General features: G+C 73.2%; 21 protein-coding genes, 2 tRNA genes and 1 other RNA gene. 12 read left to right on the top strand and 12 right to left on the bottom strand.

Features of this window, described 5'->3' with window-relative positions:
• Window positions 1-26 precede the first annotated feature (26 nt).
• Window positions 27-653 (bottom strand): 3-oxoacid CoA-transferase subunit B, encoded by a 627-nt coding sequence (locus G7072_RS16015; protein ID WP_166088125.1) that lies wholly within the window; start codon window positions 651-653, stop codon window positions 27-29.
• Between the two features lies 1 nt (window position 654).
• Window positions 655-1,437 (bottom strand): CoA transferase subunit A, encoded by a 783-nt coding sequence (locus tag G7072_RS16020; protein WP_166088127.1) that lies wholly within the window; start codon window positions 1,435-1,437, stop codon window positions 655-657.
• Window positions 1,438-1,515: 78 nt separating this feature from the next.
• Between G7072_RS16020 and G7072_RS16025 the strand changes: the two genes are divergently transcribed.
• Window positions 1,516-2,550 carry an ArsA-related P-loop ATPase gene (locus tag G7072_RS16025; RefSeq protein ID WP_166088128.1) on the top strand — a complete coding sequence of 345 codons (1,035 nt, stop codon included), beginning with the start codon at window positions 1,516-1,518 and terminating at the stop codon, window positions 2,548-2,550.
• Window positions 2,547-3,743, top strand: a complete 1,197-nt coding sequence (locus G7072_RS16030; protein ID WP_166088130.1) for an ArsA-related P-loop ATPase — start codon at window positions 2,547-2,549, stop codon at window positions 3,741-3,743. The genes G7072_RS16025 and G7072_RS16030 overlap by 4 nt, the downstream gene beginning before the upstream one ends.
• A gap of 36 nt (window positions 3,744-3,779) precedes the next feature.
• Here G7072_RS16030 and G7072_RS16035 read toward each other — a convergent pair whose 3' ends face one another.
• A complete protein-coding gene (locus G7072_RS16035; protein ID WP_166088132.1) occupies window positions 3,780-4,079 on the bottom strand; it encodes a WhiB family transcriptional regulator in 300 nt (99 codons plus the stop codon).
• Between the two features lie 299 nt (window positions 4,080-4,378).
• Between G7072_RS16035 and G7072_RS16040 the strand changes: the two genes are divergently transcribed.
• A complete protein-coding gene (locus G7072_RS16040; protein ID WP_166088134.1) occupies window positions 4,379-6,775 on the top strand; it encodes a transglycosylase domain-containing protein in 2,397 nt (798 codons plus the stop codon).
• A gap of 86 nt (window positions 6,776-6,861) precedes the next feature.
• On the opposite strand, the gene G7072_RS16045 is transcribed toward G7072_RS16040, so the two are convergent.
• On the bottom strand, window positions 6,862-7,320 hold the full coding sequence (locus tag G7072_RS16045; protein WP_166088136.1) for a GatB/YqeY domain-containing protein: 459 nt from the start codon (window positions 7,318-7,320) through the stop codon (window positions 6,862-6,864).
• An 86-nt stretch (window positions 7,321-7,406) separates the two neighbouring features.
• On the opposite strand from G7072_RS16045, the gene G7072_RS16050 reads away from it, so the two are divergent.
• The 4 genes from G7072_RS16050 to G7072_RS16065 all read left to right on the top strand — a co-directional run bounded on the left by G7072_RS16050 (window position 7,407) and on the right by G7072_RS16065 (window position 10,585).
• Window positions 7,407-8,399, top strand: a complete 993-nt coding sequence (locus G7072_RS16050; protein ID WP_166088138.1) for a metallophosphoesterase — start codon at window positions 7,407-7,409, stop codon at window positions 8,397-8,399.
• Between the two features lie 49 nt (window positions 8,400-8,448).
• Window positions 8,449-8,522: transfer RNA gene (locus G7072_RS16055), tRNA-Pro, on the top strand.
• 179 nt (window positions 8,523-8,701) lie between these two features.
• A complete protein-coding gene (locus tag G7072_RS16060; protein ID WP_206063171.1) occupies window positions 8,702-9,523 on the top strand; it encodes an alpha/beta hydrolase in 822 nt (273 codons plus the stop codon).
• Between the two features lie 102 nt (window positions 9,524-9,625).
• Entirely contained in the window at window positions 9,626-10,585 is a 960-nt protein-coding gene (locus G7072_RS16065; protein ID WP_166088140.1) for a hypothetical protein, read from the top strand.
• Between the two features lie 24 nt (window positions 10,586-10,609).
• Here G7072_RS16065 and G7072_RS16070 read toward each other — a convergent pair whose 3' ends face one another.
• From G7072_RS16070 to ffs, 7 genes are all read right to left on the bottom strand, one after another.
• Window positions 10,610-11,668, bottom strand: a complete 1,059-nt coding sequence (locus tag G7072_RS16070; protein WP_166088143.1) for an aspartate-semialdehyde dehydrogenase — start codon at window positions 11,666-11,668, stop codon at window positions 10,610-10,612.
• On the bottom strand, window positions 11,665-12,933 hold the full coding sequence (locus tag G7072_RS16075; RefSeq protein WP_166088145.1) for an aspartate kinase: 1,269 nt from the start codon (window positions 12,931-12,933) through the stop codon (window positions 11,665-11,667). The genes G7072_RS16070 and G7072_RS16075 overlap by 4 nt, the downstream gene beginning before the upstream one ends.
• Before the next feature lie 58 nt (window positions 12,934-12,991).
• On the bottom strand, window positions 12,992-13,621 hold the full coding sequence (locus G7072_RS16080; protein ID WP_166088148.1) for a DUF5063 domain-containing protein: 630 nt from the start codon (window positions 13,619-13,621) through the stop codon (window positions 12,992-12,994).
• Entirely contained in the window at window positions 13,614-14,213 is a 600-nt protein-coding gene (gene recR, locus G7072_RS16085) for a recombination mediator RecR (RefSeq protein WP_166088150.1), read from the bottom strand. The genes G7072_RS16080 and recR overlap by 8 nt, the downstream gene beginning before the upstream one ends.
• Complete coding sequence (locus tag G7072_RS16090; protein ID WP_166088152.1) at window positions 14,213-14,656, bottom strand: YbaB/EbfC family nucleoid-associated protein; 444 nt, start codon at window positions 14,654-14,656, stop codon at window positions 14,213-14,215. The genes recR and G7072_RS16090 overlap by 1 nt, the downstream gene beginning before the upstream one ends.
• Window positions 14,657-14,756: 100 nt before the next feature.
• Window positions 14,757-17,252 (bottom strand): DNA polymerase III subunit gamma and tau, encoded by a 2,496-nt coding sequence (locus tag G7072_RS16095; protein ID WP_166088154.1) that lies wholly within the window; start codon window positions 17,250-17,252, stop codon window positions 14,757-14,759.
• A gap of 166 nt (window positions 17,253-17,418) precedes the next feature.
• An RNA gene (gene ffs, locus G7072_RS16100) (signal recognition particle sRNA small type) lies at window positions 17,419-17,509 on the bottom strand.
• Between the two features lie 119 nt (window positions 17,510-17,628).
• On the opposite strand from ffs, the gene G7072_RS16105 reads away from it, so the two are divergent.
• The 3 genes from G7072_RS16105 to G7072_RS16115 are packed head-to-tail and all read left to right on the top strand — an operon-like array spanning window position 17,629 to window position 21,450.
• Window positions 17,629-18,858, top strand: coding sequence for an acetate kinase (locus tag G7072_RS16105; protein WP_166088158.1), 1,230 nt, complete (start codon window positions 17,629-17,631; stop codon window positions 18,856-18,858).
• On the top strand, window positions 18,855-20,978 hold the full coding sequence (pta, locus tag G7072_RS16110) for a phosphate acetyltransferase (protein ID WP_166088160.1): 2,124 nt from the start codon (window positions 18,855-18,857) through the stop codon (window positions 20,976-20,978). The genes G7072_RS16105 and pta overlap by 4 nt, the downstream gene beginning before the upstream one ends.
• 49 nt (window positions 20,979-21,027) lie before the next feature.
• Entirely contained in the window at window positions 21,028-21,450 is a 423-nt protein-coding gene (locus G7072_RS16115; RefSeq protein WP_166088162.1) for a GNAT family N-acetyltransferase, read from the top strand.
• A gap of 69 nt (window positions 21,451-21,519) precedes the next feature.
• Here G7072_RS16115 and G7072_RS16120 read toward each other — a convergent pair.
• Window positions 21,520-21,604: transfer RNA gene (locus G7072_RS16120), tRNA-Ser, on the bottom strand.
• Between the two features lie 92 nt (window positions 21,605-21,696).
• Between G7072_RS16120 and G7072_RS16125 the strand changes: the two genes are divergently transcribed.
• Both G7072_RS16125 and G7072_RS16130 read left to right on the top strand, forming a co-directional pair.
• Window positions 21,697-21,900 carry a hypothetical protein gene (locus G7072_RS16125; RefSeq protein WP_166088164.1) on the top strand — a complete coding sequence of 68 codons (204 nt, stop codon included), beginning with the start codon at window positions 21,697-21,699 and terminating at the stop codon, window positions 21,898-21,900.
• A gap of 147 nt (window positions 21,901-22,047) precedes the next feature.
• A complete protein-coding gene (locus G7072_RS16130) occupies window positions 22,048-22,239 on the top strand; it encodes a hypothetical protein (protein WP_166088166.1) in 192 nt (63 codons plus the stop codon).
• The last annotated feature ends 161 nt before the right edge of the window (window positions 22,240-22,400 follow it).

A 22,400-nucleotide genomic window follows, 5' to 3' on the forward strand; every position in this document is an offset into this window, starting at 1 on the left:
GGTCTCCCACCGTGCCCGGCGGGGCCTCAGCCGAGCGGCGGCTCGGTGGCCCGCTCCACGTCCTCGCGCGTGACGCCCGGCGCGGTCTCCACCAGCACCAGGCCGTCGGGGGTGACGTCGACGACGGCGAGGTCGGTGATGATGCGCTGCACCACCCCGCGTCCGGTGTAGGGCAGCGAGCACTCGTCCACGATCTTGTAAGAGCCGTCCTTGGCGACGTGCTCCATGAGCACGATCACCCGGCGGGCGCCGTGGACCAGGTCCATCGCGCCGCCCATGCCCTTGACCATCTTCCCGGGGATCATCCAGTTGGCGATGTCGCCGGCCGCCGACACCTGCATCGCCCCGAGGATCGCGGCGTCGATCTTGCCGCCGCGGATCATCCCGAAGCTCGTCGCCGAGTCGAAGTACGACGCACCGCGGCGGACGGTGACCGTCTCCTTGCCGGCGTTGACGAGGTCGGCGTCGACCTCGTCGTCGGTGGGGTAGGCCCCGACCCCCAGGATGCCGTTCTCCGACTGCAGGACCAGCTCGACGTCGTCGTCGACGAAGCTCGGCACGAGCGTCGGCAGCCCGATCCCGAGGTTGACGTAGGAGCCGTCGGTCAGCTCCGAGGCGGCACGGGCCGCCATCTGCTCACGGGTCCAGGCCATCTCAGGCACCTTCCTGTGCGGGGCGGACCGTCCGCTTCTCGATGCGCTTGTCCTCGGCCTGCTCGGGGGTCAGGGCCACGACGCGCTGCACGAAGACCCCCGGGGTGTGCACGCTGTCGGGGTCCAGCTCGCCGGGCTCGACGAGGTGCTCGACCTCGGCGACCGTGATGCGTCCGCTCATCGCCGCGAGCGGGTTGAAGTTGCGCGCGGAGCGCCGGTAGACGAGGTTGCCGTGCCGGTCGCCCTTCCAGGCGCGCACCAGTCCGAAGTCGCAGGCGATCCCGTCCTCGAGGACGTAGTCGCGCGGGCCGTCGGGGGTCTCGAAGGTGCGGACCTCCTTGGCCGGCGACGCGAGCGCGACCGAGCCGTCCTCGGCGTACCTCCAGGGCAGGCCACCCTCGGCCACCTGGGTGCCGACGCCGGTCGCGGTGAAGAAGGCCGCGATGCCCGAGCCGCCGGCCCGCATCCGCTCCGCGAGGGTGCCCTGCGGGGTGAGCTCGACCTCGAGCTCACCGGAGAGGAACTGCCGGGCGAACTCCTTGTTCTCGCCGACGTAGGACGACACCATGCGCCGGATCCGTCGCTCCTTCAGCAGCCGGCCCAGGCCCCAGTCGTCGACCCCGCAGTTGTTCGACACCGCCTCGAGGTCCGTGGCCCCGCTGTCCAGGACCGCCCCGATGAGCACCGAGGGGATGCCGCAGAGGCCGAAGCCCCCGACCGCCAGCGACGCGCCGTCACCGATGTCGGCGACCGCCTCGGCCGCACTCCCGACCACCTTGTCCATGGCTGCAGACCTCCCTGTCACGAGCCGTGCGAGACGCTCACCCTACGACAGCTGGGAGCCCCCACTAGGGTTTGGCCCGTGGCAGACGACGCGACCGATCCCGCACCCTCGGACGCCTCCGGGCGTCCCGCCTGGCCCCGCGTGAAGCTGCACGTCGTCAGCGGCAAGGGGGGCACCGGCAAGACCACGGTCGCCGCCGCGCTGGCGCTCGCCCTGGCCTCCCGCGGCAAGCAGGTGCTGCTGTGCGAGGTGGAGGGCCGCCAGGGGATCGCCCAGCTCTTCGACGTGCCGCCGCTGCCCTACGAGGAGCGGCTGGTCGCGCGCGGGCCGGACGACGGCGGCGACGTCTACGCCCTGGCCGTCGACGCGGAGTCGTCGATGCTGGAGTACCTCAACCTCTACTACCGCCTCGGCAACCGCACCGGCCGGGCCCTGGACCGCTTCGGCGTCATCGACTTCGCGACGACCATCGCCCCCGGCCTGCGCGACGTGCTGCTCACCGGCAAGGTCTACGAGGCGGTGGAGCGCAACTCGCGCAACAAGAACGCCCGCGTGTACGACGCGGTGGTGCTCGACGCCCCGCCCACCGGCCGGATCTCGCAGTTCCTCAACGTCAACGGCGAGTTCGGCGACCTCGCCCGGGTGGGTGCCGTCCGCGGCCAGACCGAGCGGGTCATGGGGCTCATCAAGTCGCGGCGCACGGCGGTGCACCTGGTGACGGTGCTCGAGGACATGCCGGTCCAGGAGACCGCCGACGGCATCGAGGAGCTCCGGTCCCACGGCATCCCGGTCGGGGGCGTGGTGGTGAACCTGACCCGCCCGAAGGAGCTCGAGGCGGAGGAGCGCGACGCCGTGCTGGCCGGGCAGGTCACCGCCGAGCAGGTAGGAGCGGACCTGCGCTCGGTCGGGGTCGACGCCGACGAGGCCCTGGTCGCGGGCCTGCTCCACGACGCCCGCGACCACGCGGAGCGGCGCGAGCTGGAGGACCGGCAGCGCGAGCGGGTCGCCTCGCTCGGGGTGCCGGCCTACGAGCTGCCCCGCCTGGCCGACGGCATGGACCTCGGCTGCCTCTACGAGCTGGCCGCCGACCTGAGAGAGCAGGGGATGGCATGAGCAGGAAGTCCGGCGAGCGGGTGGGGCCGTTGGCGTCCCGCCCGGGCGAGGCCCCGACGCTCGACGTCGACGCGCTGCTGGGCGACCCCGCCACCCAGGTGATCGTCTGCTGCGGCTCCGGTGGGGTCGGCAAGACCACCACGGCGGCCGCGATCGCGCTGCGGGCCGCCGAGCAGGGACGCACGGTCGTCGTGCTGACGATCGACCCGGCCCGCCGGCTGGCGCAGTCGATGGGCATCGAGCGGCTCGACAACACCCCGCGGCCCGTCCCGGGGGTCGACCCGGCCGCCGGTGGGTCGCTCGACGCCATGATGCTCGACATGAAGCGGACCTTCGACGAGGTCGTGGAGTCGCAGGCCAGCCCGGAGAAGGCGCGGGCGATCCTGTCCAACCCCTTCTACGTCGCGCTGTCCAGCTCGTTCGCGGGCACGCAGGAGTACATGGCGATGGAGAAGCTCGGCCAGCTGCGCAAGGACCAGGCCGCCGGGTGGGACCTGATCGTGGTCGACACCCCGCCGGCCCGCTCGGCGCTGGACTTCCTCGACGCGCCCGAGCGCCTCTCGGGTTTCCTCGACGGCCGCTTCATCCGGCTCCTGCTGGCCCCGGCCAAGGGACCCGCCCGGCTGATGACCGCCGGGGTGGGGGCGGTGACCAACACGATGGCCAAGGTCGTGGGCGCGCAGGTGCTGCGCGACCTGCAGATGTTCGTGGCGGCCTTCGACACGCTCTTCGGCGGCTTCCGCAACCGGGCCCAGCAGACCTTCGAGATGCTGCAGACCGACGAGACCGCGTTCCTCGTGGTGGCCGCGCCGGAGGCCGACGCCCTGCGCGAGGCGGCCTACTTCGTCGAGCGGCTCGACGCGGAGCACATGCCGCTGGCCGGACTGGTGGTCAACCGCGCCACCACCGGGGTCAGCGGGCTCTCCGGCGAGCAGGCCGTGACGGCGGCGGACCGGCTCGAGCAGCAGGTCGCCGACGGCGACGGTGCGTCGGGCAGTGCGACGGCGGCGCTCACGGCCGGGCTGCTGCGGCTGCACGCCGACCGCGTGAAGCGGCTGGCGCTCGAGACGCGGATGCGGAGACGCTTCCGGGCCGCCCACCCCCACGTGCCCACCGTGGTCGTGCCGGCACTGTCGACCGACGTGCACGACCTCGACGGGCTGCGGAGGATCGGCGAGCTGCTCGCCGGCTGAGCGACCGGGGTCGGTCGGGCCGGCGAGCCTCGTCGCTCAGGCGTTGACGACCTTCTGGGCCGGGGTGCTGTCGGCCTGCGCGGCCTCGAGCAGCCGACGCCACGAGGTGACGTTGGGACGCTTGCGCAGCACCGCACGGCGCTCGCGCTCGGTCATGCCGCCCCAGACGCCCCACTCGATGGCGTTGTCCAACGCCTCGGCCAGGCACTCGGTGCGGACGGGGCAGCCGGCACACAGCTGCTTGGCTCGGTTCTGTGCTGCACCACGGACGAAGAGCTCGTCCGGTCGGGTCTCCCTGCAAAGAGCTTGCGACGCCCAGTCGTCGTTCCACGTCATATGCGTATCCCTTTTCACGAATCCTGCTCTCCCAAACAGGTGAGGGAACTTTCCCTCAGGTCTTCAAGTTAAAGATTCCTGAGAGCCCTTGACAGACCCATGCCGACTAAATACCCGTAGTCATAACGGACTAGGGGTTCTGGCCGAGGGGCGGACCTAGGGCCTGAATTGACCCCCTGTTTGTGGCGTATGACACCGGTGTGACTTGTGAGGCGCGAAATTCGGGACGGTCCCTAGTTCCCATGGACTAGTCGGACGGTGACACCTACCCCGTAGGTCGCTCCCGTACCCTGGGAGCCATGTCCCGACGCGTCGACTCGCCGTCCGCCTCGGCGGCTCTCTCCCACCTGGGCGTCATGGCGCTGGTCGCCGCCCTCATGGGGGTGCTCGTCGCCGGCATCGCCCTCCCCTTCGCCGGGGTGATGGGCTTCAGCGCCCGCACGGTCGCGGACAGCATCGACGACCTCCCCGAGGAGCTGACGACCGAGCCGCTGGCCCAGCGCACGCGCGTGCTGGCGGCCGACGGCAGCCTGCTGGCCACCTGGTACGACCAGAACCGGGTCAACGTCACGCTGGACAAGGTCTCGCTGATCATGCGCAAGTCGATCGTCGCGATCGAGGACTACCGCTTCTACCAGCACGGGGCGCTGGACATGAAGGGCACGCTGCGCGCCTTCATCACCAACCAGGCCAGCTCCGACGTCGTGCAGGGCGGCTCGTCCATCACCCAGCAGATGGTGAAGCAGACGCTGATCAACCAGGCCGACTCCAAGAAGGAGATCGCGGCCGCGCAGGACGACACCTACGAGCGCAAGATCCGCGAGCTGAAGTACGCCATCGCCTTCGAGCAGAACTTCAGCAAGGACTGGATCCTCGAGCGCTACCTCAACGTCTCCTACTTCGGTGACGGCGCCTACGGCGTCGAGGCCGCGTCACGCCACTACTTCAGCAAGCCCGCCAGCCGCCTCACCCTCGGCGAGGCCGCCCTGCTGGCCGGGATCGTGCAGAACCCGAGCAAGTTCGACCCGACCAACAACGCCGACGAGGCGCGGGGGCGACGCAACGTCGTGCTCAACCGGATGGCGCAGCTCAACGTCGTCTCACGGTCCGAGGCGCGACGCGCGGCACGCGCTCCGATCGACCTCGACGTCACCGCCGCCCAGAACGGCTGCGTCGGGGTCAACGGCGAGTTCTTCTGCGACTACCTCTACCAGTACCTCCTGGCCGACCCCGCCCTCGGACGGAGCGTCGAGCAGCGCCGCGACCTGCTGCGTGGCGGGGGCCTGACCATCGAGACGACGCTCGACCCCCGCATGCAGCGCGCCTCCGACGCTTCGGTGCGCAACCGGGTCAACCCGACCGACCAGGCCATCGGCGGCCTCGCCATGGTGGTCCCCGGCTCCGGCGAGGTGCGCGCGCTGTCGCAGTCGCGCCCGATGGGGGCGAACAAGGCGCGAGGGCAGACCTACCTCAACTACGTCGTGCCGGCGAAGTACGGCGACGCCAACGGCTTCCAGGCCGGGTCCACCTTCAAGGCCTTCACGCTCGCCGCGGCCATCAACCAGGGCATCCCGCTGTCGACGCAGATCGCCTCGCCGCCGACCAAGGTCATCCCCGGCGAGCGTCTGCGCACCTGTGACGGCACCCTCGCAGGCGGCGACGCCTGGACGGTCGGCAACTCGACGGGCTCGGGCACCTTCGACCTCTACGAGGGCACCCAGCAGTCGGTCAACACCTTCTTCGCCGAGCTCGAGGCCCGCACCGGGCTGTGCGAGCCGGTCACCCTGGCCCGCGAGATGGGCGTCAGCGTCCCGGACACCGACATCGTCGGTCCCTTCACCCTCGGCGTCACGAACACCGACCCGCTCACCATGGCCGGCGCCTACGCGACCTTCGCCGGGCGCGGCGTCTTCTGCGAGCCCCGCCCCGTCAACCGCATCCTGGCGGCCAGCGGCAAGGTCCTCGCCGACTACCCCGACCGGTGCAAGCAGGTCATGCCGGCCGCCACCGCGGACGCCGTCAACGACGTGCTGCGCGGCGTGCAGGAGCCCGGCGGCTTCGGCTACGACAACGGCCTGGGCCTGAGCCAGGCCTCCGCGGGGAAGACCGGCACCATCGACGGCAACAAGGCCGTCTGGTACGCCGGCTACACCCCGAACCTGGCCACCGTCGCCATGCTGGCCGGCGCCAACTCGCTGGGGCACTGGATCACCCTCAACGGCCAGACCGTGGGTGGTGCCTACATCTCGGAGGCGTTCGGGTCGACGTACGCCGGCCCCATCTGGGCCGGCGCCATGCAGGTCGTCGACGACGTCCTGCCCAACGTCGACTTCGTCGCCCCCGACCCCACCGAGGTGGAGGGCCAGAGCGTCACGATCCCGAGCGTCGGGGGGCTGTCGACCTCGGCGGCCTCCGAGCAGCTGCGCAACGCGGGCTTCCAGACGGTCATCGGGTCCTCGGTCTACTCCGGCTACAGCTACGGGACCGTCGCCTACACCAGCCCGTCGGGCGGCACGTCGTTCCCCAGCGGGTCCACCGTGACGATCTACCCGTCGGCCGGTCCGGCGCCGGCTCCCGACCCGGAGCCCTCCGGGGGCGGCGGAGGCCGTGGCGGCGACAACGCCGGCAACGGTGGCGGCAACGGCGGTGGCAACGGCGGCAACAACGGCCGGGGCAACGGCCGCGGTCGCGGCTGACGTCCCACCTCGCGACCGGCCGGTGCCCCGCCGGGAGACCACGCCCGGGTGGCCCGGCGCGACACCCTCGGGGGCCCGCGACGGGCTCAGGCGAGCTGCCGGCGTACCTCCGCGGCCACCGCACCACCGTCGGCGCGGCCGCGCACCTGCGGCTGCACCACGCCCATGACCTTGCCCATGGCCCGCATGCCCTCGCCGGCGGCCCCCGTCTGCTCGATCGCCCGGGTGACGATGTCCGCGACCTCGGCCTCCCCCAGGGGCTCGGGCAGGTAGCGCGCGAGCACCTCGGCCTCCGCCCGCTCCTTCGCGGCGCTCTCGGCCCGCCCGGCGTCGGCGAACGCCTCGGCCGCCTCACGGCGCTTCTTGGCCTCGCTGGTGAGGACGCTGATGACGTCGTCGTCGGAGAGCTCGCGGGCCTCCTTGCCGGCGACCTCGGCGTTGGTGACGGCGGTCAGCACCATCCGCAGCGTCGAGGAGGTCACCTCGTCGCGGGCCTTGATGGCCGTGGTCAGGTCGGTGCGCAGGCGGTCCTTGAGCTGGCTCATGAGCCCATTGTCGCGTCCGTGGTCAACGGCTTTCACCCCGACCGCTCCCCCGCGGACACGGCGCGCCGTGTGACAGGCTGGCGCCCATGATCTCGGCCGCCCCGACCGTGTCCGCCCCGACGTCCGGCGAGGCGACGCGGCTCGTCCGCTCCCTGGCCGGGCCCGGGCTGCGACTGGCCCAGGCGGCCGCCGTGGGCGTCACGCTCGGCGCCACCGCAGCGGCGTACGGCTGGACCGAGGCGCGCTGGTTCGTGCAACGGACGGCGACGCTCCCGGTGCTGCCGCCCGGGACCCCGGACCTGAAGGTGCTGCACTTCAGCGACCTCCACCTGGCCCCGTACCAGCACCGCAAGCGCGCGTGGATCGCCTCCCTCGCCTCCTGGGGCCCCGACCTGGTGGTCAACACCGGAGACAGCCTCGCGCACCGCGACGCCGTGGACCCGCTCTTCGAGGCGTGGGGGTCGCTGCTCGACGTGCCCGGCGTCTTCGTGCTCGGCTCCAACGACTACTTCGAGCCCACCCTGCGCAACCCGGTCGCCTACCTGCTCCCGGACAACGGCAAGCGCCACGTCAGCTCGCGGATCCTGCCCTGGCGGGCCATGACCGACGCCATGGAGGGCCGCGGCTGGGTGTCGCTGACGAACCGCTGCGACACCCTGACCGTCCGGGGGGTGCGGATCGCGTTCGCCGGCCTCGACGACCCCCACCTCGGCTACGACGACCTCGCCGCGGTCGCCGGGCCCGCCGACCCGGACGCCGACCTCCGGCTCGGCGTCGCGCACGCGCCGTACCTGCGGGTGCTCGACCAGCTCGCCCGCGACGGGTACGACGCGATCCTCGCCGGTCACACCCACGGCGGCCAGCTGCGGGTGCCCGGCTTCGGGGCGCTGGTGACCAACTGCGACCTCGACCGGCAGCGGGCGCGGGGACTGCACCGGCACCCGGCGGACTCCCGTCCGGGCGACCCCGGCAGCTCCTGGCTCCACGTCTCCGCGGGAGCCGGCACCTCGCCGTACGCCGTGGCCCGGATCGCCTGTCGCCCCGAGTCCACGCTGCTCACCCTGACCGCTCGCGGCTGACCCGATTTCGGTGCGACCGGGGGGCTCGGATAGACTCCGACTCGCTCCACGGGCTGTGGCGCAGCTTGGTAGCGCGCCTCGTTCGGGACGAGGAGGCCGCAGGTTCAAATCCTGTCAGCCCGACCGGAGATCTCCTTCCCGAGATCATGAACCCCTGGGTCCGCGACCGCGGCCCAGGGGTTCTGCTCGTCCGGGTTGTCAGCCGGTGAGAAGGCACGCCCTGTTGGCGGTTGGTCCGCCCCCGCCCGGGTACCGCTCCCTCGGCGGGCGGTCACGCCAGACCACGACGAGAGGACCCCCACGTGCCCACGATCGACTCCGGAGACGTCACCCTCAGCTACACCGACAGCGGCGGCGACGGCCGCCCGGTCGTGCTCATCCACGGCTGGCCCCTCAGCGGCGCCTCCTGGTCCGAGCAGGTGCCGGCCCTGACCGACGCCGGCTACCGCGTGCTGACCTACGACCGCCGCGGCTTCGGGGAGTCCGACAAGCCCGAGGATGGCTACGACTACGACACGCTCGCCGGAGACACCCAGGCTCTGCTCGACGAGCTGGACCTGAGCGACGTCACGCTCGTCGGGTTCTCGATGGGCGGCGGCGAGATCGCCCGCTACGTCGGCGCCCACGGCGACGAGCGCCTGCGCTCGGTCGTGTTCGCCGGCGCGGTGCCTCCCTACCTGCTCAAGTCCGGCGACAACCCCGACGGCGGTCTCGAGGACGGCGACGTCGAGGAGATGAAGGACGGGGTGCGCGAGGACCGCTTCGGCTTCCTCGACGGCTTCACCCGCGACTTCTTCTCCGCCGACGGCGACCTCAAGGTCACCGAGGTGCAGCGCCAGGAGGCCCTGCAGCTGACGACGCCGGCGCGCGACGAGGCCGTGCTGGCCTGCATCGACGCCTTCGGCCGCACCGACTTCCGCAACGACCTGTCGCGCGTCTCGGTGCCCACGCTGGTCATCCACGGCGACTCCGACGCCATCGTCCCCTTCGAGGTGTCCGGGCGCCGCACCGCCGAGGCGATCTCCGGCGCCACGACGGTCGTGGTCGAGGGCGGCCCGCACGGCTTCAACGTCAGCCACGCGGGCGAGTTCAACCAGGCGTTGCTGGAGTTCCTCGAGAAGTGACACCGCAGGCGCTCACCCGGGGTGTGGGAGGCGTGAGGGTCCCGTCAGGGGCTGTGGCGAACCTTCCTGCCCCGGGTGCCCGTGCGTGGCAGACTGCGACCCATGGCTGAGAAGGACTCCCCCGGGCCGTCGCTGGAGCTGCCCTCGCTCTTCGACCGCAAGAAGAAGCGACGCTCCGAGGTGACCGATGAGCCGGCACCCACGGAGGGATCGACCCCTCCGGCACCTCCGGCCGAGCCGGCAGCGGCGTCCCCGACGCCCGCACCGGCCCCGGCGACCGAGCCCGTCACGCCTGCCGAGCCCGCCGCGCGCACGGCGCCCGAGCCGTCGCCTGCCGAGCCGACGCGGCCCGTCGAGCCGACCCCCGCCGCGCGTACGACGCCCCCGTCACCGGCCGCTGAGCCGGCACCGACCTCCCGACCGGCGCAGCCCGCTCAGCGCACCGAGCCGGTCCAGCCGGTCGAGCCCGCCCAGCCCGCTCGGCCTGGCACGGCTGACGACACCCGCGCGATGCCGGCTGCGAGCGCCGGCGCGACCGGTGTCCGCGCCACCGACACCCGACCCGGCCCGGCGCCGGCTGCCGCGACCTCCCACCCCGACCCGCAGGTCGGGCCCGGTCCGGACGGGACCGACGCGTCCGAGGAGTCGACCGGGCGCCGCATGCCGGACCTCCCCGACCTCGGCGTGGCCGTGGCGGCCCTCGTCGTCGGCGCGGTCGTCGGCCTGCTCGGTGTCGTCCTGACGTTCCTGGGCCTCAAGGGCTGCGAGCTCGTCACCGGCACCGACTCGTGCGGTGGCCCGGGGCTGCTGGTGCTCGTGGCGATCCTGGTCGCGATGGTGCTCGGCGGGGCCGCGATGCTGCGGCTCTTCGGCGTCCCCGACGCCGGCAGCGTGAGCTTCCTGGGCGTCGGCATGCTCACCGTCGTCATCCTGGTGCTGCTGCTCGACGTGCTGCTGAGCGTGGTGATGATCGTGGTCATCCCGGTCCTGACCGCGGGCTGCTTCGCCCTTGCCCGCTGGGTCACCACCCAGCTCGGCGAGGACGTGATGGCCGACCGCTGACGCGTCGCCCGACGCGTCCGCGCCTCAGCGCAGCGAGGCGGCGACCAGCTCGGCGATCTGCACGGTGTTGAGCGCCGCGCCCTTGCGCAGGTTGTCGTTGCTGACGAACAGCACCAGACCGCGCTCGCCCTCGACGCCCTGGTCCTGGCGCACGCGCCCGACGTACGACGGGTCGCGTCCTGCCGCCGCCAGGGGGGTCGGCACGTCCGTGACCTCGACGCCGGGGGCGTCGGCCAGGAGCTCCAGGGCACGCTTGACGGGCAGCGCCGAGGCGAACTCGACGTTGATCGACAACGAGTGCCCCGTGAACACCGGCACACGCACGCAGGTGCCCGAGACCCGCAGGTCGGGGATGCCGAGGATCTTGCGGGACTCGTTGCGGAGCTTCTGCTCCTCGTCGGTCTCGAACGAGCCGTCGTCGACGACCGAGCCGGCCATCGGCAGCACGTTGAAGGCGATCGGGGCGACGTACGTCGCGGGGGCGGGCAGCGTCACGGCGGAGCCGTCGTAGGCCAGCGGGCGCGGGTCGGCGACGGCGGCGAGCTGCCCGGCGAGCTCCTCGACGCCCGCGACGCCGCTGCCGGACACGGCCTGGTAGGTGCTGGCCACCAGACGCACCAGCCCGGCCTCGTCGTGCAGCGGCTTGAGCACCGGCATGGCCGCCATCGTGGTGCAGTTCGGGTTGGCGATGATGCCCTTCGGCAGGTCGACGATCGCCTCCGGGTTGACCTCGCTCACCACGAGGGGCACGTCGGGGTCGCGGCGGAAGGCCGAGGAGTTGTCGACCACGACCACGCCGGCGGCGGCGAACCGCGGCGCCTGGGCGCGCGACGTGGTGGCGCCGGCGGAGAACAGCGCGACGTCGAGCCCCGTCGGGTCGGCGGTCTCGGCGTCCTCCACCACGATCTCGCGGTCGCCCCAGGTCAGGGTGCGCCCCGCCGAGCGGGCGGAGGCGAAGAACCGGAGGTCACCGACGGGGAAGCCGCGCTCGAGGAGGATGTCGCGCATCGCGACCCCCACCTGACCGGTGGCGCCGACGATGCCGACGTTGATCGTCCTGCCCGGCGACGGCACGGCGCTCATCGGCCGGACCCGCCGTAGACGACGGCCTCGACCTGGTCGGAGTCGAGGTCGAAGGCCGCGTGGGTGGCCTGCACCGCGTCGTTGACCTGCATCTCGTCGACGACCACGGAGATCCGGATCTCGGAGGTGGAGATCATGCCGATGTTGACCCCGGCCGAGGCCAGCGCGGAGAAGAACTTCGCAGTGATGCCGGGGTGCGAGCGCATGCCGGCCCCGATGAGCGAGACCTTGCCGATCTGGTCGTCGTAGAGCAGGGAGTCGTAGCCGACCGCCTCCTTGATGCGCGCGAGCGCTGACATCGCGGTGGTGCCGTCGGTGCGCGGGAGGGTGAAGGAGATGTCGGTCAGGTTCGTCGCGGCGGCCGAGACGTTCTGCACGATCATGTCGAGGTTGATCTGCGCGTCGGCGAGGGTCTCGAAGATGCGCGCGGCCTCGCCGACCTTGTCGGGGACCCCGACGACGGTGATCTTGGCCTCGCTGCGGTCGTGCGCGACGCCGGCGATGATGGCTTGTTCCATGGTGGCGCTCTCTTCGATGTCGGAGATCCAGGTGCCGTTGAGCTTGCTGAACGACGAGCGGACGTGGATGGGGATGGAGTAGCGCCGGGCGTACTCCACGCAGCGCAGGTGCAGGATCTTCGCCCCGCAGGCGGCCATCTCGAGCATCTCCTCGTAGGAGATGCGGTCGCGGCGCTGCGCCGTGGGCACGATGCGCGGGTCGGCGGTGAAGACACCGTCGACGTCGGTGTAGATCTCGCACACGTCGGCGCGCAGGGCCGCGGCCAGGGCCACCGCGGTGGTGTCGGAGCCGCCGCGGCCCAGCGTGGTGATGTCCTTGCTGTCCTGGCTGACGCCCTGGAAGCCGGCCACGATCGCGATGGCGCCCTCGCCCAGCGCCGCCTCGATGCGGCCGGGGGTGACGTCGATGATCTTCGCGCGGCCGTGGCGGCCGTCGGTGATGACGCCGGCCTGGCTGCCGGTGAACGAGCGCGCCTCGTGGCCGAGGTTGCCCACCGCCATCGCCAGCAGCGCCATCGAGATGCGCTCCCCGGCGGTCAGCAGCATGTCGAGCTCGCGCGGCGACGGGATCGGCGAGACCTTCTCGGCGAGGTCGAGCAGCTCGTCGGTGGTGTCGCCCATGGCGGAGACGACGACCACGACCTGGTGCCCGGCACGCTTGGCGTCGACGATGCGCTGGGCGACCCGCTTCACACCCTCGGCGTCGGCCACCGAGGAACCGCCGTACTTCTGCACGACAACGCCCACCGGAACTCCTTGAGGATCTCGGGGTCGGACAGGACGCCGCGAATCCTACCGGCGACCCTCAGGGGGCAGGGTCGCCCGTGTCCAGCATCTGTGCAGCCAGGGCCACGTCGTCGCGCTCGCTCTCGAAGTCGCTGTCGAGACGGTCGTGGGCGATGACGGACTGGACCGCGCGCAGCACGGCGCTCGCCTCGGCACCCCAGCTGGCGACGTAGGAGAACTGCCACCACCACAGTGCCTCCGCGACGCGACCGTCGCGGTAGTGGCGCAGGCCGTGGGCCAGCGCCGCGGCGATGGCGGTGAGGTCGTCTGAGATCAGGCTCTGCACGGTCTCCGGCGGGTCCGCGTAGGGGTCGAAGAGCTCGGTGTAGGCGTCCACGCCCTCGAGCAGCACGCCGAGGCGCAGCCGCAGGTCGTCGAGGTCGGGGTCCGGGCCGGGGTCGGGCTCGTACTCCTCCTGGGGGGAGAAGTCGCGCTGCACCCCGAGGCGGGCACCGGCCAGCAGCACCTGGCTGACGACGAGCAGCAGCAGGGACACCGCCTCGCTGTCGGGGGCGTCTCCGCGCGCGAGCGCCCGCAGCGCCACCAGGTAGGCGTCCACCTGGCCGGCGACGTCCCGGGCGAGCTCCTGGGTCTCGGGGTCGAGCGGCTCCTGGGCCTCTCGCGAGGCCACCATCGTGGTGTCACCCATGGACGGCTCTCCTTCCTTCGAACGCGCGGCCCAGAGTCACCTCGTCGGCGTACTCCAGGTCTCCACCTACAGGCAGTCCACTCGCCAGACGCGTCACGCGCAAGCCCAGATCGCGCAGAAGTCGCGTGAGGTACGTCGCGGTCGCCTCCCCCTCGAGGTTGGGGTCGGTGGCCAGGATGACCTCGAGGACGGTGCCGTCGGCGAGCCGCGTCATCAGCTCGCGGGTGCGCAGCTGCTCGGGGCCGATGCCGTCCATCGGCGAGATCGCTCCCCCCAGGACGTGGTAGCGCCCCCGGAACTCGCGCGTGCGCTCGATGGCGACGACGTCCTTCGGCTCCTCGACCACGCACAGCAGGGTCGCGTCGCGCCGCGGGTCGCGGCAGATGCGGCAGGTCTCCTCCTCGGCGACGTTGCCGCACACGGCGCAGAAGCGGACCTTCTCCTTCACCTGCACGAGGATCTCGGCGAGCCGACGGACGTCGACCGGGTCGGCCTGGAGCAGGTGGAAGGCGATGCGCTGGGCGCTCTTCGGCCCGACGCCGGGCAGGCGACCCAGCTCGTCGATGAGGTCCTGGACGATGCCTTCGTACATCAGAAGCCGAGGGAGCGACTGCCCCCGGACCCTTCGGGGCCGCGGTCGGTCTCGCCCGGCACGGCGTCGCCGCCGAGCGCCCCGAGGCCGGGCAGACCGGCGCCGTCACCGCCGGTGAGGCCGCCCAGACCGCCGGCGAGGGGGCCGAAGGCCTCCGCGGCCGCGGCGTCGGCCTTCGACCGCGCGTCGCGGTAGGCCGCGATGATCAGGTCCTCGAGGTCCTCGGTGTCACCGGGGTCGAAGGAGTTCGCGCGGATCTTCACGCCGCGCATCTCGCCGGTCCCGTCGACGGTCACGGTGACGAGACCGTCGGCGACGGTGCCCTCGATCTCGGCCTCGGCGAGGCGCTCCTGCGCGGAGACCATCTGCTGCTGCATGGCCTGGGCCTGCTCGAGCAGGGCGTTCATGTCGAAGCCGCCTCCGAACGGGTTGGTCTCAGTCATGGGTGCCTCTCCAGGGGGTGCGGTGGGTGCGGGTTCGCGTTCGGACGGGTGGGTGCGGCTGCTGGTTCCGGGCGCCGGGCGGGGGTGGCCGGGTCCCGGCTCACCGGTGCGGGATCTCCTCGATCACCTGGGCGCCGAGCCGCTCGCTCAGCAAGGTGGCGGTGTCCTGGGCGCTCAGCGTGGGGTCGTCGCGGTCCGCCGCGGCGTCCTGGGTGGCGGGGTCGACCTTCGGCTCCGCCGCCGCCGCCTCGAAGTTCTCCGGCCGGGGGCGGCCGCGGCGCGGCGCGGGAGGGGGTGCCGAGGCAGTCGGGGGGGCGTCGTCGTCGGGCGGGGGCGGCTCGTCGTCGGACCAGGGCGGCTGGTCGCCGCTCGCGCCCGGCGCCCCACCGGGGGCGCGGGCGGGGTCGGGGGTCCACCCGGGACGGGTCGAGTCGGGGCGTCCCGAGCCACCGGGGCGTGCGCCGGGGCCTCCGCGGGCCTCGGACGTCGCTCCCTGGTCAGCGCCGGGGGCGAGGGCGTCCGGCGCGCCGGCTCCGGAGGGGGCACCCGCCCGAGCGCCGTCGGGCGCCGGGGCGGACCGGGTGTCGGCGCGCGCGTCCGGTGCGGCCACCGCCGACCTGCGGACCACGTCCGGCGCCCCGCCGGGCTGCGCGGCGGGGTCGTTGATCGCGTCGACGTGCCACTCCTGGCCGACGAGGTCGATGAGCACCTGCTGGACGAGCACGTCGCTGCCGCCCTTGACGAACGACTCCCGGGCGCCGGCGTTGTTGAAGCCGATCGTGAGGGTCCGGCCGTCCAGGCCGATGACCTGGGCGTGCTGGCTGAGCTGGATCCAGGTGACCCGGCGCTTGGCCTTCACCGCCTCCACGACCTCCGGCCAGAGCCGGCGCATGTCGGTGAGCGTGAGCCCTCCGGCTCCCGCTGCGTCGGTGGCCGGGGGTGCGGGAGACGCCTGAGCGGCCCCCGCGCCGAAGGCGGACCCCATGCCCGCGGACGTCGGCAGCTGCTCGGCACCCGGGCGTGCGGGTGCCGGTGGCGCGGAGGCGCCCTGCGGGCCGTCCGGCGCGCCCGAGTCCTGGGGGGCCGAGTCCTGTGGGGCCGAGTCCTGTGGGGCCGAGCCCTGCGGAGCCGCCTCCTGCGGGGCTGCTCGCGGCGGCGCGGAGGGCGGGGTCGCCCGGCCGGCGGGCTGGTCCCCGGGAGGTGTCCTCCCGGGGAGGGGCGCCTCGGGCGGGTGGGCCTCGGAGGACGGTCCGGCGCCGTCGGCCGCCGGGGCCGGGGTCACCCGCGCGGGCGGGCCGACCTGCTGCGACGGCGGCTGGACCGGCGCCATCGTCGGGCCGGACGGCCGGGCAGCCGGGGCGGGCGGGCCGGACGGGGTCGCGGACGGCGACGGGTGGGCGGCCTCGGGACCCGTGGAGACCGCCCCGGTGATCGAGAGGCGCTTCTCCATCCGGTCGAGCCGGGCCGCGAGCCCCAGGGCTCCGTCGTCCACCCCGGGCAGCAGCAGCCGCGCGCAGAGCAGCTCGAGGAGCAGCCGCGGAGCGGTGGTGCTCTTCAGGTCGGCGAGACCGGCAGCGACGAGCTCGGCGTACCGCGCGAGGTCGTGGGAGCCGAACCGGGCGGCCTGGGCGACCAGGCGCTCGGCCTGGTCCTCCGGCACGTCGATGAGCCCGGAGGCGGAGGCGTCGGGGACGGCGGTGATGATGACGAGGTCGCGGAAGCGCTGGAGCAGGTCCTCGGTGAAGCGGCGGGGGTCCTGACCGGCCTCGACCACCTTGTCGACGGCGGCGAACACCGAGCCGGCGTCCTGGCCGGCGAGGGCGTCGACGACCTCGTCGAGCAGGGTGTCGGGGGTGAAGCCCAGCAGGGCCGCGGTCAGCGCGTAGGTGACGCCGTCGTCGCTCGCGCCGCCGATGAGCTGGTCGAGCACCGACAGGGTGTCGCGCGCCGAGCCGCCGCCCGCCCGCACGACCAGCGGCAGCGCGGCCGGCTCGATGGTGACGCCCTCGCGCTCGCAGAGCTCGCTGAGGTACGCCGACAGCACCCGCGGCGGGATCAGCCGGAACGGGTAGTGGTGGGTGCGCGAGCGGACCGTGCCGATGACCTTCTCGGGCTCGGTGGTGGCGAAGATGAAGCGGACGTGCTCCGGGGGCTCCTCCACGATCTTGAGCAGGGCGTTGAAGCCCTGCGTCGTGACCATGTGGGCCTCGTCGATGATGTAGATCTTGTAGCGGTCGCGCATCGGCTGGAAGGTTGCCTGCTCGCGCAGCTCGCGGGCGTCGTCCACACCGCCGTGGGAGGCCGCGTCGATCTCGATGACGTCGACCGACCCGGGTCCGCCGGTGGCGAGCTCGATGCAGGAGTCGCACCGGCCGCAGGGCTCGTCGGTCGGCCCCTCGGCGCAGTTCAGCGTGCGCGCGAGGATGCGCGCGCTGGTGGTCTTGCCGCACCCGCGCGGGCCGGAGAACAGGTAGGCGTGGTTGACCCGGTTGTGGCGCAGCGCCGCACGGAGGGGATCGGTCACGTGGTCCTGACCGATCACCTGCGCGAACGTGTCCGGCCGGTAGCGGCGGTAGAGCGCGAGGGGTTGGTCCACGCCCCGACCCTAGCCGCGCCCCCCGACATCTCGACAGGCCCGTCCGGGGCCCCGGCCCGGTTTCTCAAGGTATGCAGGAAACCTGGCACTCCCCATGCCGTCCGGAGCGTGGGGAGTGCCAGTTCGCCGGCATACCGTGGGAAACCGGCACCCCGTCAGGGCATGAAAAGGCCCCCCGCGCACCCGGAAGAGCCCACCTGCCCTTGCTGCCTTCCGGCCCTGGGGGAGTTCAGTGAGGTACCGCCGCACGGGGGGTTGCCCCGGAGTCTAGGTCAGGGCGAGGGCGCCGACCAACGCGGGTGGCCGTGCGAGGATCGGGGCGATCGACGGACAGCGGCCGCGAGGAGGCCCGGATGGCGGACGTGACGGGCCGGGCATGACGGGCCACGTGCTGGTGGTCAACGCGGGCAGCTCCTCGGTGAAGCTCGCGGTCGTCGACCCGGACACCGGCCACCGACCGGTGACCGCGCTGGCCGAGCGGCTCGGCAGCCCCGACGCTGCCCTCCACGTCCACCGCGCCGAGGGCCCGGGCCACGCGCCGGCCGCCCCCGACCCCGCCGGCGGCGCGATCTCCGCCGACGAGGCCCTGACCCGGCTCGTGGAGGGCCTGACCGACGCCGAGCGGAGCACCCTGACGGGGGTCGGGCACCGCGTCGTCCACGGCGGCAGCCGGTTCTCGGACTCCGTGGTCGTCGACGCCGGGGTCCGCGCGGACCTCGACCGGCTGGTCGCGCTGGCTCCCCTGCACATGCCGGCGAACCTGCGCGGCGTCGAGGTGGCGCAGGCCGCGCTCCCCGACCTGCCGCACGTCGCGGTCTTCGACACCGCGTTCCACCAGACGATGGAGCCGGTCGCCTACCGCTACGCCGTCCCGACGGCGTGGTACGCCGACCACGGTGTGCGTCGCTACGGCTTCCACGGCACCAGCCACCGGTTCGTCAGCGAGCGCGCCGCGGAGCTGCTCGGGCGCCCCCTGGAGTCGCTGCGGCTCGTGACGCTCCACCTCGGCAACGGCTGCAGCGCCGCCGCCGTCGACGGGGGCCGCTCGGTGGACACCACGATGGGTCTCACCCCGCTCGAGGGGCTCGTCATGGGCACCCGCAGCGGCGACGTCGACCCGGGCGTCATCGGCTACGTCGCCGCGCAGGAGGGGGTGGGGGCCGAGGAGGTCCTGGCCGCCCTCAACTCCCGCAGCGGGCTGCTCGGCCTCTCCGGGCTGAGCAACGACATGCGCACCCTGTGCGACGCCGCCGAGGCGGGATCGGAGCCGGCGACCCTCGCGGTGCAGGTGTTCTGCTACCGCGTCGCCAAGACGGTCGGCGCGCTGACGGTCGCGCTCGGCGGCCTCGACGCGGTGGTGTTCACCGGAGGCATCGGGGAGCACTCGTCGCTGGTGCGCAGCCGCGTGCTCGACCGGCTGGCGGTCCTCGGGCTGCACGAGGACCCCGAGGCGAACGCCCGCCACGGTCGCGGCACCGGGGGCCGCGTCGACCGGGCCACCGACCCGTCGTCCACCGCTGGACCGGCCGCGCTCGTCGTACCGACCGACGAGGAGCTCGTCATCGCGCGCGACACCGCCCGCCTCGTCTCCGGAGGGACGCCATGACCCGCACGCTGCTCGTCGCACCCACCGGCCACGGGGTCGGGCTCACCGCCGTCTGCCTCGGGCTGCTCGAGGGGCTGGAGCAGCAGGGGGTCAAGGTCGGCTTCTACAAGCCGCTGGCGCAGCCGGGCAGCCACGGCAGCACCGTCGACCACTCGACCGCGCTGGTGCGCCTCACCACCGCGCTCGACCCGCCGGACCCGATCCCGGCCGGTCGCGTCGAGCAGGCCCTGAGCCGCAACCAGCTCGACACCCTGCTCGAGGACGTGGTCGCCGCGGCCGAGCCGCTGCTGGCCGAGCACGACGTGCTCGTGGTCGAGGGTCTCGTGCCCGGCTCCGGCCTGGTGTACGCCGGTCGCACGAACGTCGCGCTGGCGAACGCCCTCGACGCCGACGTGCTGCTCGTGGGCTCCCCCGGGACGCTCGAGCGCGACCCCGGCGTGGACGCCGACCCGCAGGAGGTCGCCGAGCGGCTGGCCGAGACCATCGGCATCACCGCCCGGACCTACCGCTCGGGCGAGAAGGACCGCGTGGTCGGCGCCGTGGTCAACCGCCTGCCCGAGACCGGCGACGACGCGGTGGCCGTGCTGCGCGGGGCCCTGCAGCGCCGCGAGCTCGCCCTGGTCGGCGCGGTGCCGCTGCGCCGTGAGCTGGGGTGGCCGCGGGTCTCGGACGCGGTGGCCGGGCTCGAGGTCGAGGTGCTGCACGCCGGCGACCAGGACCGGCGGGTCAAGGACGTGATCGTCGCGGCGCAGGCGGTGCCGGGCATCCTGCCGCTGCTGCGGGAGGGCGTGCTGGTCCTCGTGCCCGCCGACCGCCACGAGATCGTGCTGAGCGTCTGCCTCGCCGCCATGAACGGCACCCGTTTCGCCGGGCTGCTGCTCACGCTCGGCCTCGACCCCGACCCGCGCGTCTGGGACCTGTGCCGGGCCGCGACCACGACGGGGCTGCCGGTGCTGCGGACCGCGCGCAACAGCTACGAGACGGCGACCGCGGTGCACGACATGAACCCGGAGGTGCCGGTCGACGACGCCGAGCGCGCGCGGCTGGTCATGCACACCGTGGCGGACGCCCTCGACGCCGCGTGGCTGACGTCGCTGCCGACCGCCGACCACGTGCCGCGGATGAGCCCGCCGGCCTTCCGCCGCCGCCTGGTGGCCGCGGCGCGCGAGGGCGGGGCCCGCATCGTGCTGCCCGAGGGCACCGAGCCCCGCACCGTCAGCGCCGCCATCCGCTGCCACGAGCTCGGCATCGCACGGTGCGTGCTGCTCGGGGCGCCGTCCGAGGTGGCGGCGCAGGCCGAGGGCCTGGGGCTCACGCTGCCGACGTCGCTGGAGGTGGTGGACCCGACCGAGGTCGTCGAGCGGTACGTCGAGCCGCTCGTCGCCGCGCGCAGCCGCAAGGGACTCACGCCCGACGCCGCTCGTGACCTGCTGGCCGACCCGATCACGGTCGGCACGATGATGCTGCACCTCGACGAGGTCGACGGCATGGTGGCCGGCGCCGCGCACACCACGGCGGCGACGATCCGCCCGCCCCTGCAGGTGATCGGCACCGCGCCCGGGGTCTCCCTGGTCTCCTCGGTGTTCTTCATGTGCCTGCCCGACGAGGTCGTGCTCTACGGCGACTGCGCCATCAACCCCGACCCCGACGCCGAGCAGCTCGCCGAGATCGCGCTGCAGAGCGCGGAGTCGGCGCGCACCTTCGGCATCGAGCCCCGCGTGGCGATGATCAGCTTCAGCACCGGCACGTCCGGCTCGGGCGAGGACGTCGTCAAGGTGACCGAGGCGACGGCGGCCGTGCGACGACGCGCGCCGGACCTGCTGGTCGACGGTCCGCTGCAGTACGACGCCGCCACGACCGGCTCGGTGGCTCGCAGCAAGGCTCCTGACAGCCAGGTCGCCGGACGGGCCAACGTGTTCGTGTTCCCCGACCTCAACACCGGCAACACGACGTACAAGGCGGTGCAGCGCAGCGCCTCGGTCGTCAGCATCGGCCCGATGCTGCAGGGGCTCGGCAAGCCGGTCAACGACCTGTCGCGGGGCGCGACGGTCGAGGACATCGTCTACACGATCGCCATCACCGCGATCCAGGCCGCCGCCGCGCGCGACGCCCGCGCCTGAGCGTCTGCGCCATCCCGACGCACCGACCCCGCTGTGCAAGGGTCGCGGCATGGACGACGTCACCCTGCGCCACGCCACCCACGACGACATCGCAGGGCTGCTGGCGTTCTGGTCCGTCGCGGGCGAGAACGGCTCACGTCCCCCCGATCGGCCGGAGCTCGTCGGTCGGCTGCTCGACCGCGACGCCCAGGCGGTCCTCGTGGCCGAGGCCGGAGGACGGATCGTGGGCACGGTCGTCAGTGGCTGGGACGGGTGGCGGGCGAACATCTACCGCCTCGCGGTGGCCACGGACCGTCGTGGCCGAGGACTCGGCCGGCTCCTGCTGCGACAGGCCGAGGAACGCCTCCGCGACCTCGGAGCCGAGCGGTTCTGCGCCATGGTCCTCGACGACAACGCCTCCGGCGCGGCCCTCTGGCACGCAGCTGGCTACGCACCGCAGGACGACTGGAGCAGGTGGGTGAAGGTCGCGTGACGGGCCGGACGCACGACGGCCCCGGTCGTGGACCGGGGCCGTCGGGGCGCAACCGAGCGTGCGCGTCGGCGGAGGATAGGGGATTCGAACCCCTGAGGGCGTTAACCCAACCCGCTTTCCAAGCGAGCGCCATAGGCCACTAGGCGAATCCTCCGCCGCAGAAGATACCCGGCCGGGGCGGGCAGCGGCGAATCGGTCGGGTTCCGGGTCGCGCGAGACGTTGGCGAGCCTCCGTAGGATCGCGCCATGACCTCCCCCGCAGACGCCTCGGCCCCCGACGAGCACTCCGACGACCAGCAGGAGAAGCCCCAGGGCGGGCAGGTCAGCGAGACCGCGGCCATGACCCCCGAGGGCGGTGCCGACGGCACCCCCGGCACCGACGACGGCGTACCCCCGGCCGAGGACGGCCGCACCGAGCCCGGCGCCGCTCCGCAGTCCTACGGCGACTGATCGGTTTCGCCTTGCCCTGCAAGGAATTCTCGCCTTCCAGGCGGGGAGGTGCGGCGCGTCACGTCCCCGTAACGCGGCGGCCACACCGCCGTCGAGCAGACCTGGTTCTCTAGGACCTCACGACCCCACCAGGGCCAGGAGGATCCCATGGACGTCACCACCACGACGCTGCACGACACCGCTGGAATCGAAGCCGACGAGCTGGCCGCGGTGCGCAACGTGCGCCGTCGCGCACGCACCGCCGCCGGCCTCACCACGCTGTACGCCGAGCGCGCCGACCTCGACGGGGTCAGCCCGGCCGCGCAGTTCTACGCCGAGTCGGTGCGCTGGACCGCCTGACGTCGAGGGTCCGGGCACTTCTCTCCGTCAGCGCCCATGTAACGCGGGGTTATGGACGCCTCCCCCGCGTCGTACGCCTTGAGGGGCGTCCATAACCCCGCGTTACATGCGGCAGGCCGTGACATGCGGCAGACCGTGACATGGGGCAGGCCGTGACATGC

Origin of the sequence: Nocardioides sp. HDW12B (assembly GCF_011299595.1) — a bacterium.
Taxonomy (GTDB): domain Bacteria; phylum Actinomycetota; class Actinomycetes; order Propionibacteriales; family Nocardioidaceae; genus Marmoricola_A.

Coding starts and splice junctions, on each gene's coding strand:
- G7072_RS16070 (WP_166088143.1), bottom strand. CDS start 11,668: ATGAGCGCCGTGCCGTCGCCGGGCAGGACGATCAACGTCGGCATCGTC.
- G7072_RS16105 (WP_166088158.1), top strand. CDS start 17,629: ATGACGGGCCACGTGCTGGTGGTCAACGCGGGCAGCTCCTCGGTGAAG.
- G7072_RS16035 (WP_166088132.1), bottom strand. CDS start 4,079: ATGACGTGGAACGACGACTGGGCGTCGCAAGCTCTTTGCAGGGAGACC.
- recR (WP_166088150.1), bottom strand. CDS start 14,213: ATGTACGAAGGCATCGTCCAGGACCTCATCGACGAGCTGGGTCGCCTG.
- G7072_RS16030 (WP_166088130.1), top strand. CDS start 2,547: ATGAGCAGGAAGTCCGGCGAGCGGGTGGGGCCGTTGGCGTCCCGCCCG.
- G7072_RS16015 (WP_166088125.1), bottom strand. CDS start 653: ATGGCCTGGACCCGTGAGCAGATGGCGGCCCGTGCCGCCTCGGAGCTG.
- G7072_RS16080 (WP_166088148.1), bottom strand. CDS start 13,621: ATGGGTGACACCACGATGGTGGCCTCGCGAGAGGCCCAGGAGCCGCTC.
- G7072_RS16045 (WP_166088136.1), bottom strand. CDS start 7,320: ATGAGCCAGCTCAAGGACCGCCTGCGCACCGACCTGACCACGGCCATC.
- G7072_RS16040 (WP_166088134.1), top strand. CDS start 4,379: ATGTCCCGACGCGTCGACTCGCCGTCCGCCTCGGCGGCTCTCTCCCAC.
- G7072_RS16125 (WP_166088164.1), top strand. CDS start 21,697: ATGACCTCCCCCGCAGACGCCTCGGCCCCCGACGAGCACTCCGACGAC.
- G7072_RS16090 (WP_166088152.1), bottom strand. CDS start 14,656: ATGACTGAGACCAACCCGTTCGGAGGCGGCTTCGACATGAACGCCCTG.
- G7072_RS16115 (WP_166088162.1), top strand. CDS start 21,028: ATGGACGACGTCACCCTGCGCCACGCCACCCACGACGACATCGCAGGG.
- G7072_RS16130 (WP_166088166.1), top strand. CDS start 22,048: ATGGACGTCACCACCACGACGCTGCACGACACCGCTGGAATCGAAGCC.
- G7072_RS16050 (WP_166088138.1), top strand. CDS start 7,407: ATGATCTCGGCCGCCCCGACCGTGTCCGCCCCGACGTCCGGCGAGGCG.
- G7072_RS16020 (WP_166088127.1), bottom strand. CDS start 1,437: ATGGACAAGGTGGTCGGGAGTGCGGCCGAGGCGGTCGCCGACATCGGT.
- pta (WP_166088160.1), top strand. CDS start 18,855: ATGACCCGCACGCTGCTCGTCGCACCCACCGGCCACGGGGTCGGGCTC.
- G7072_RS16065 (WP_166088140.1), top strand. CDS start 9,626: ATGGCTGAGAAGGACTCCCCCGGGCCGTCGCTGGAGCTGCCCTCGCTC.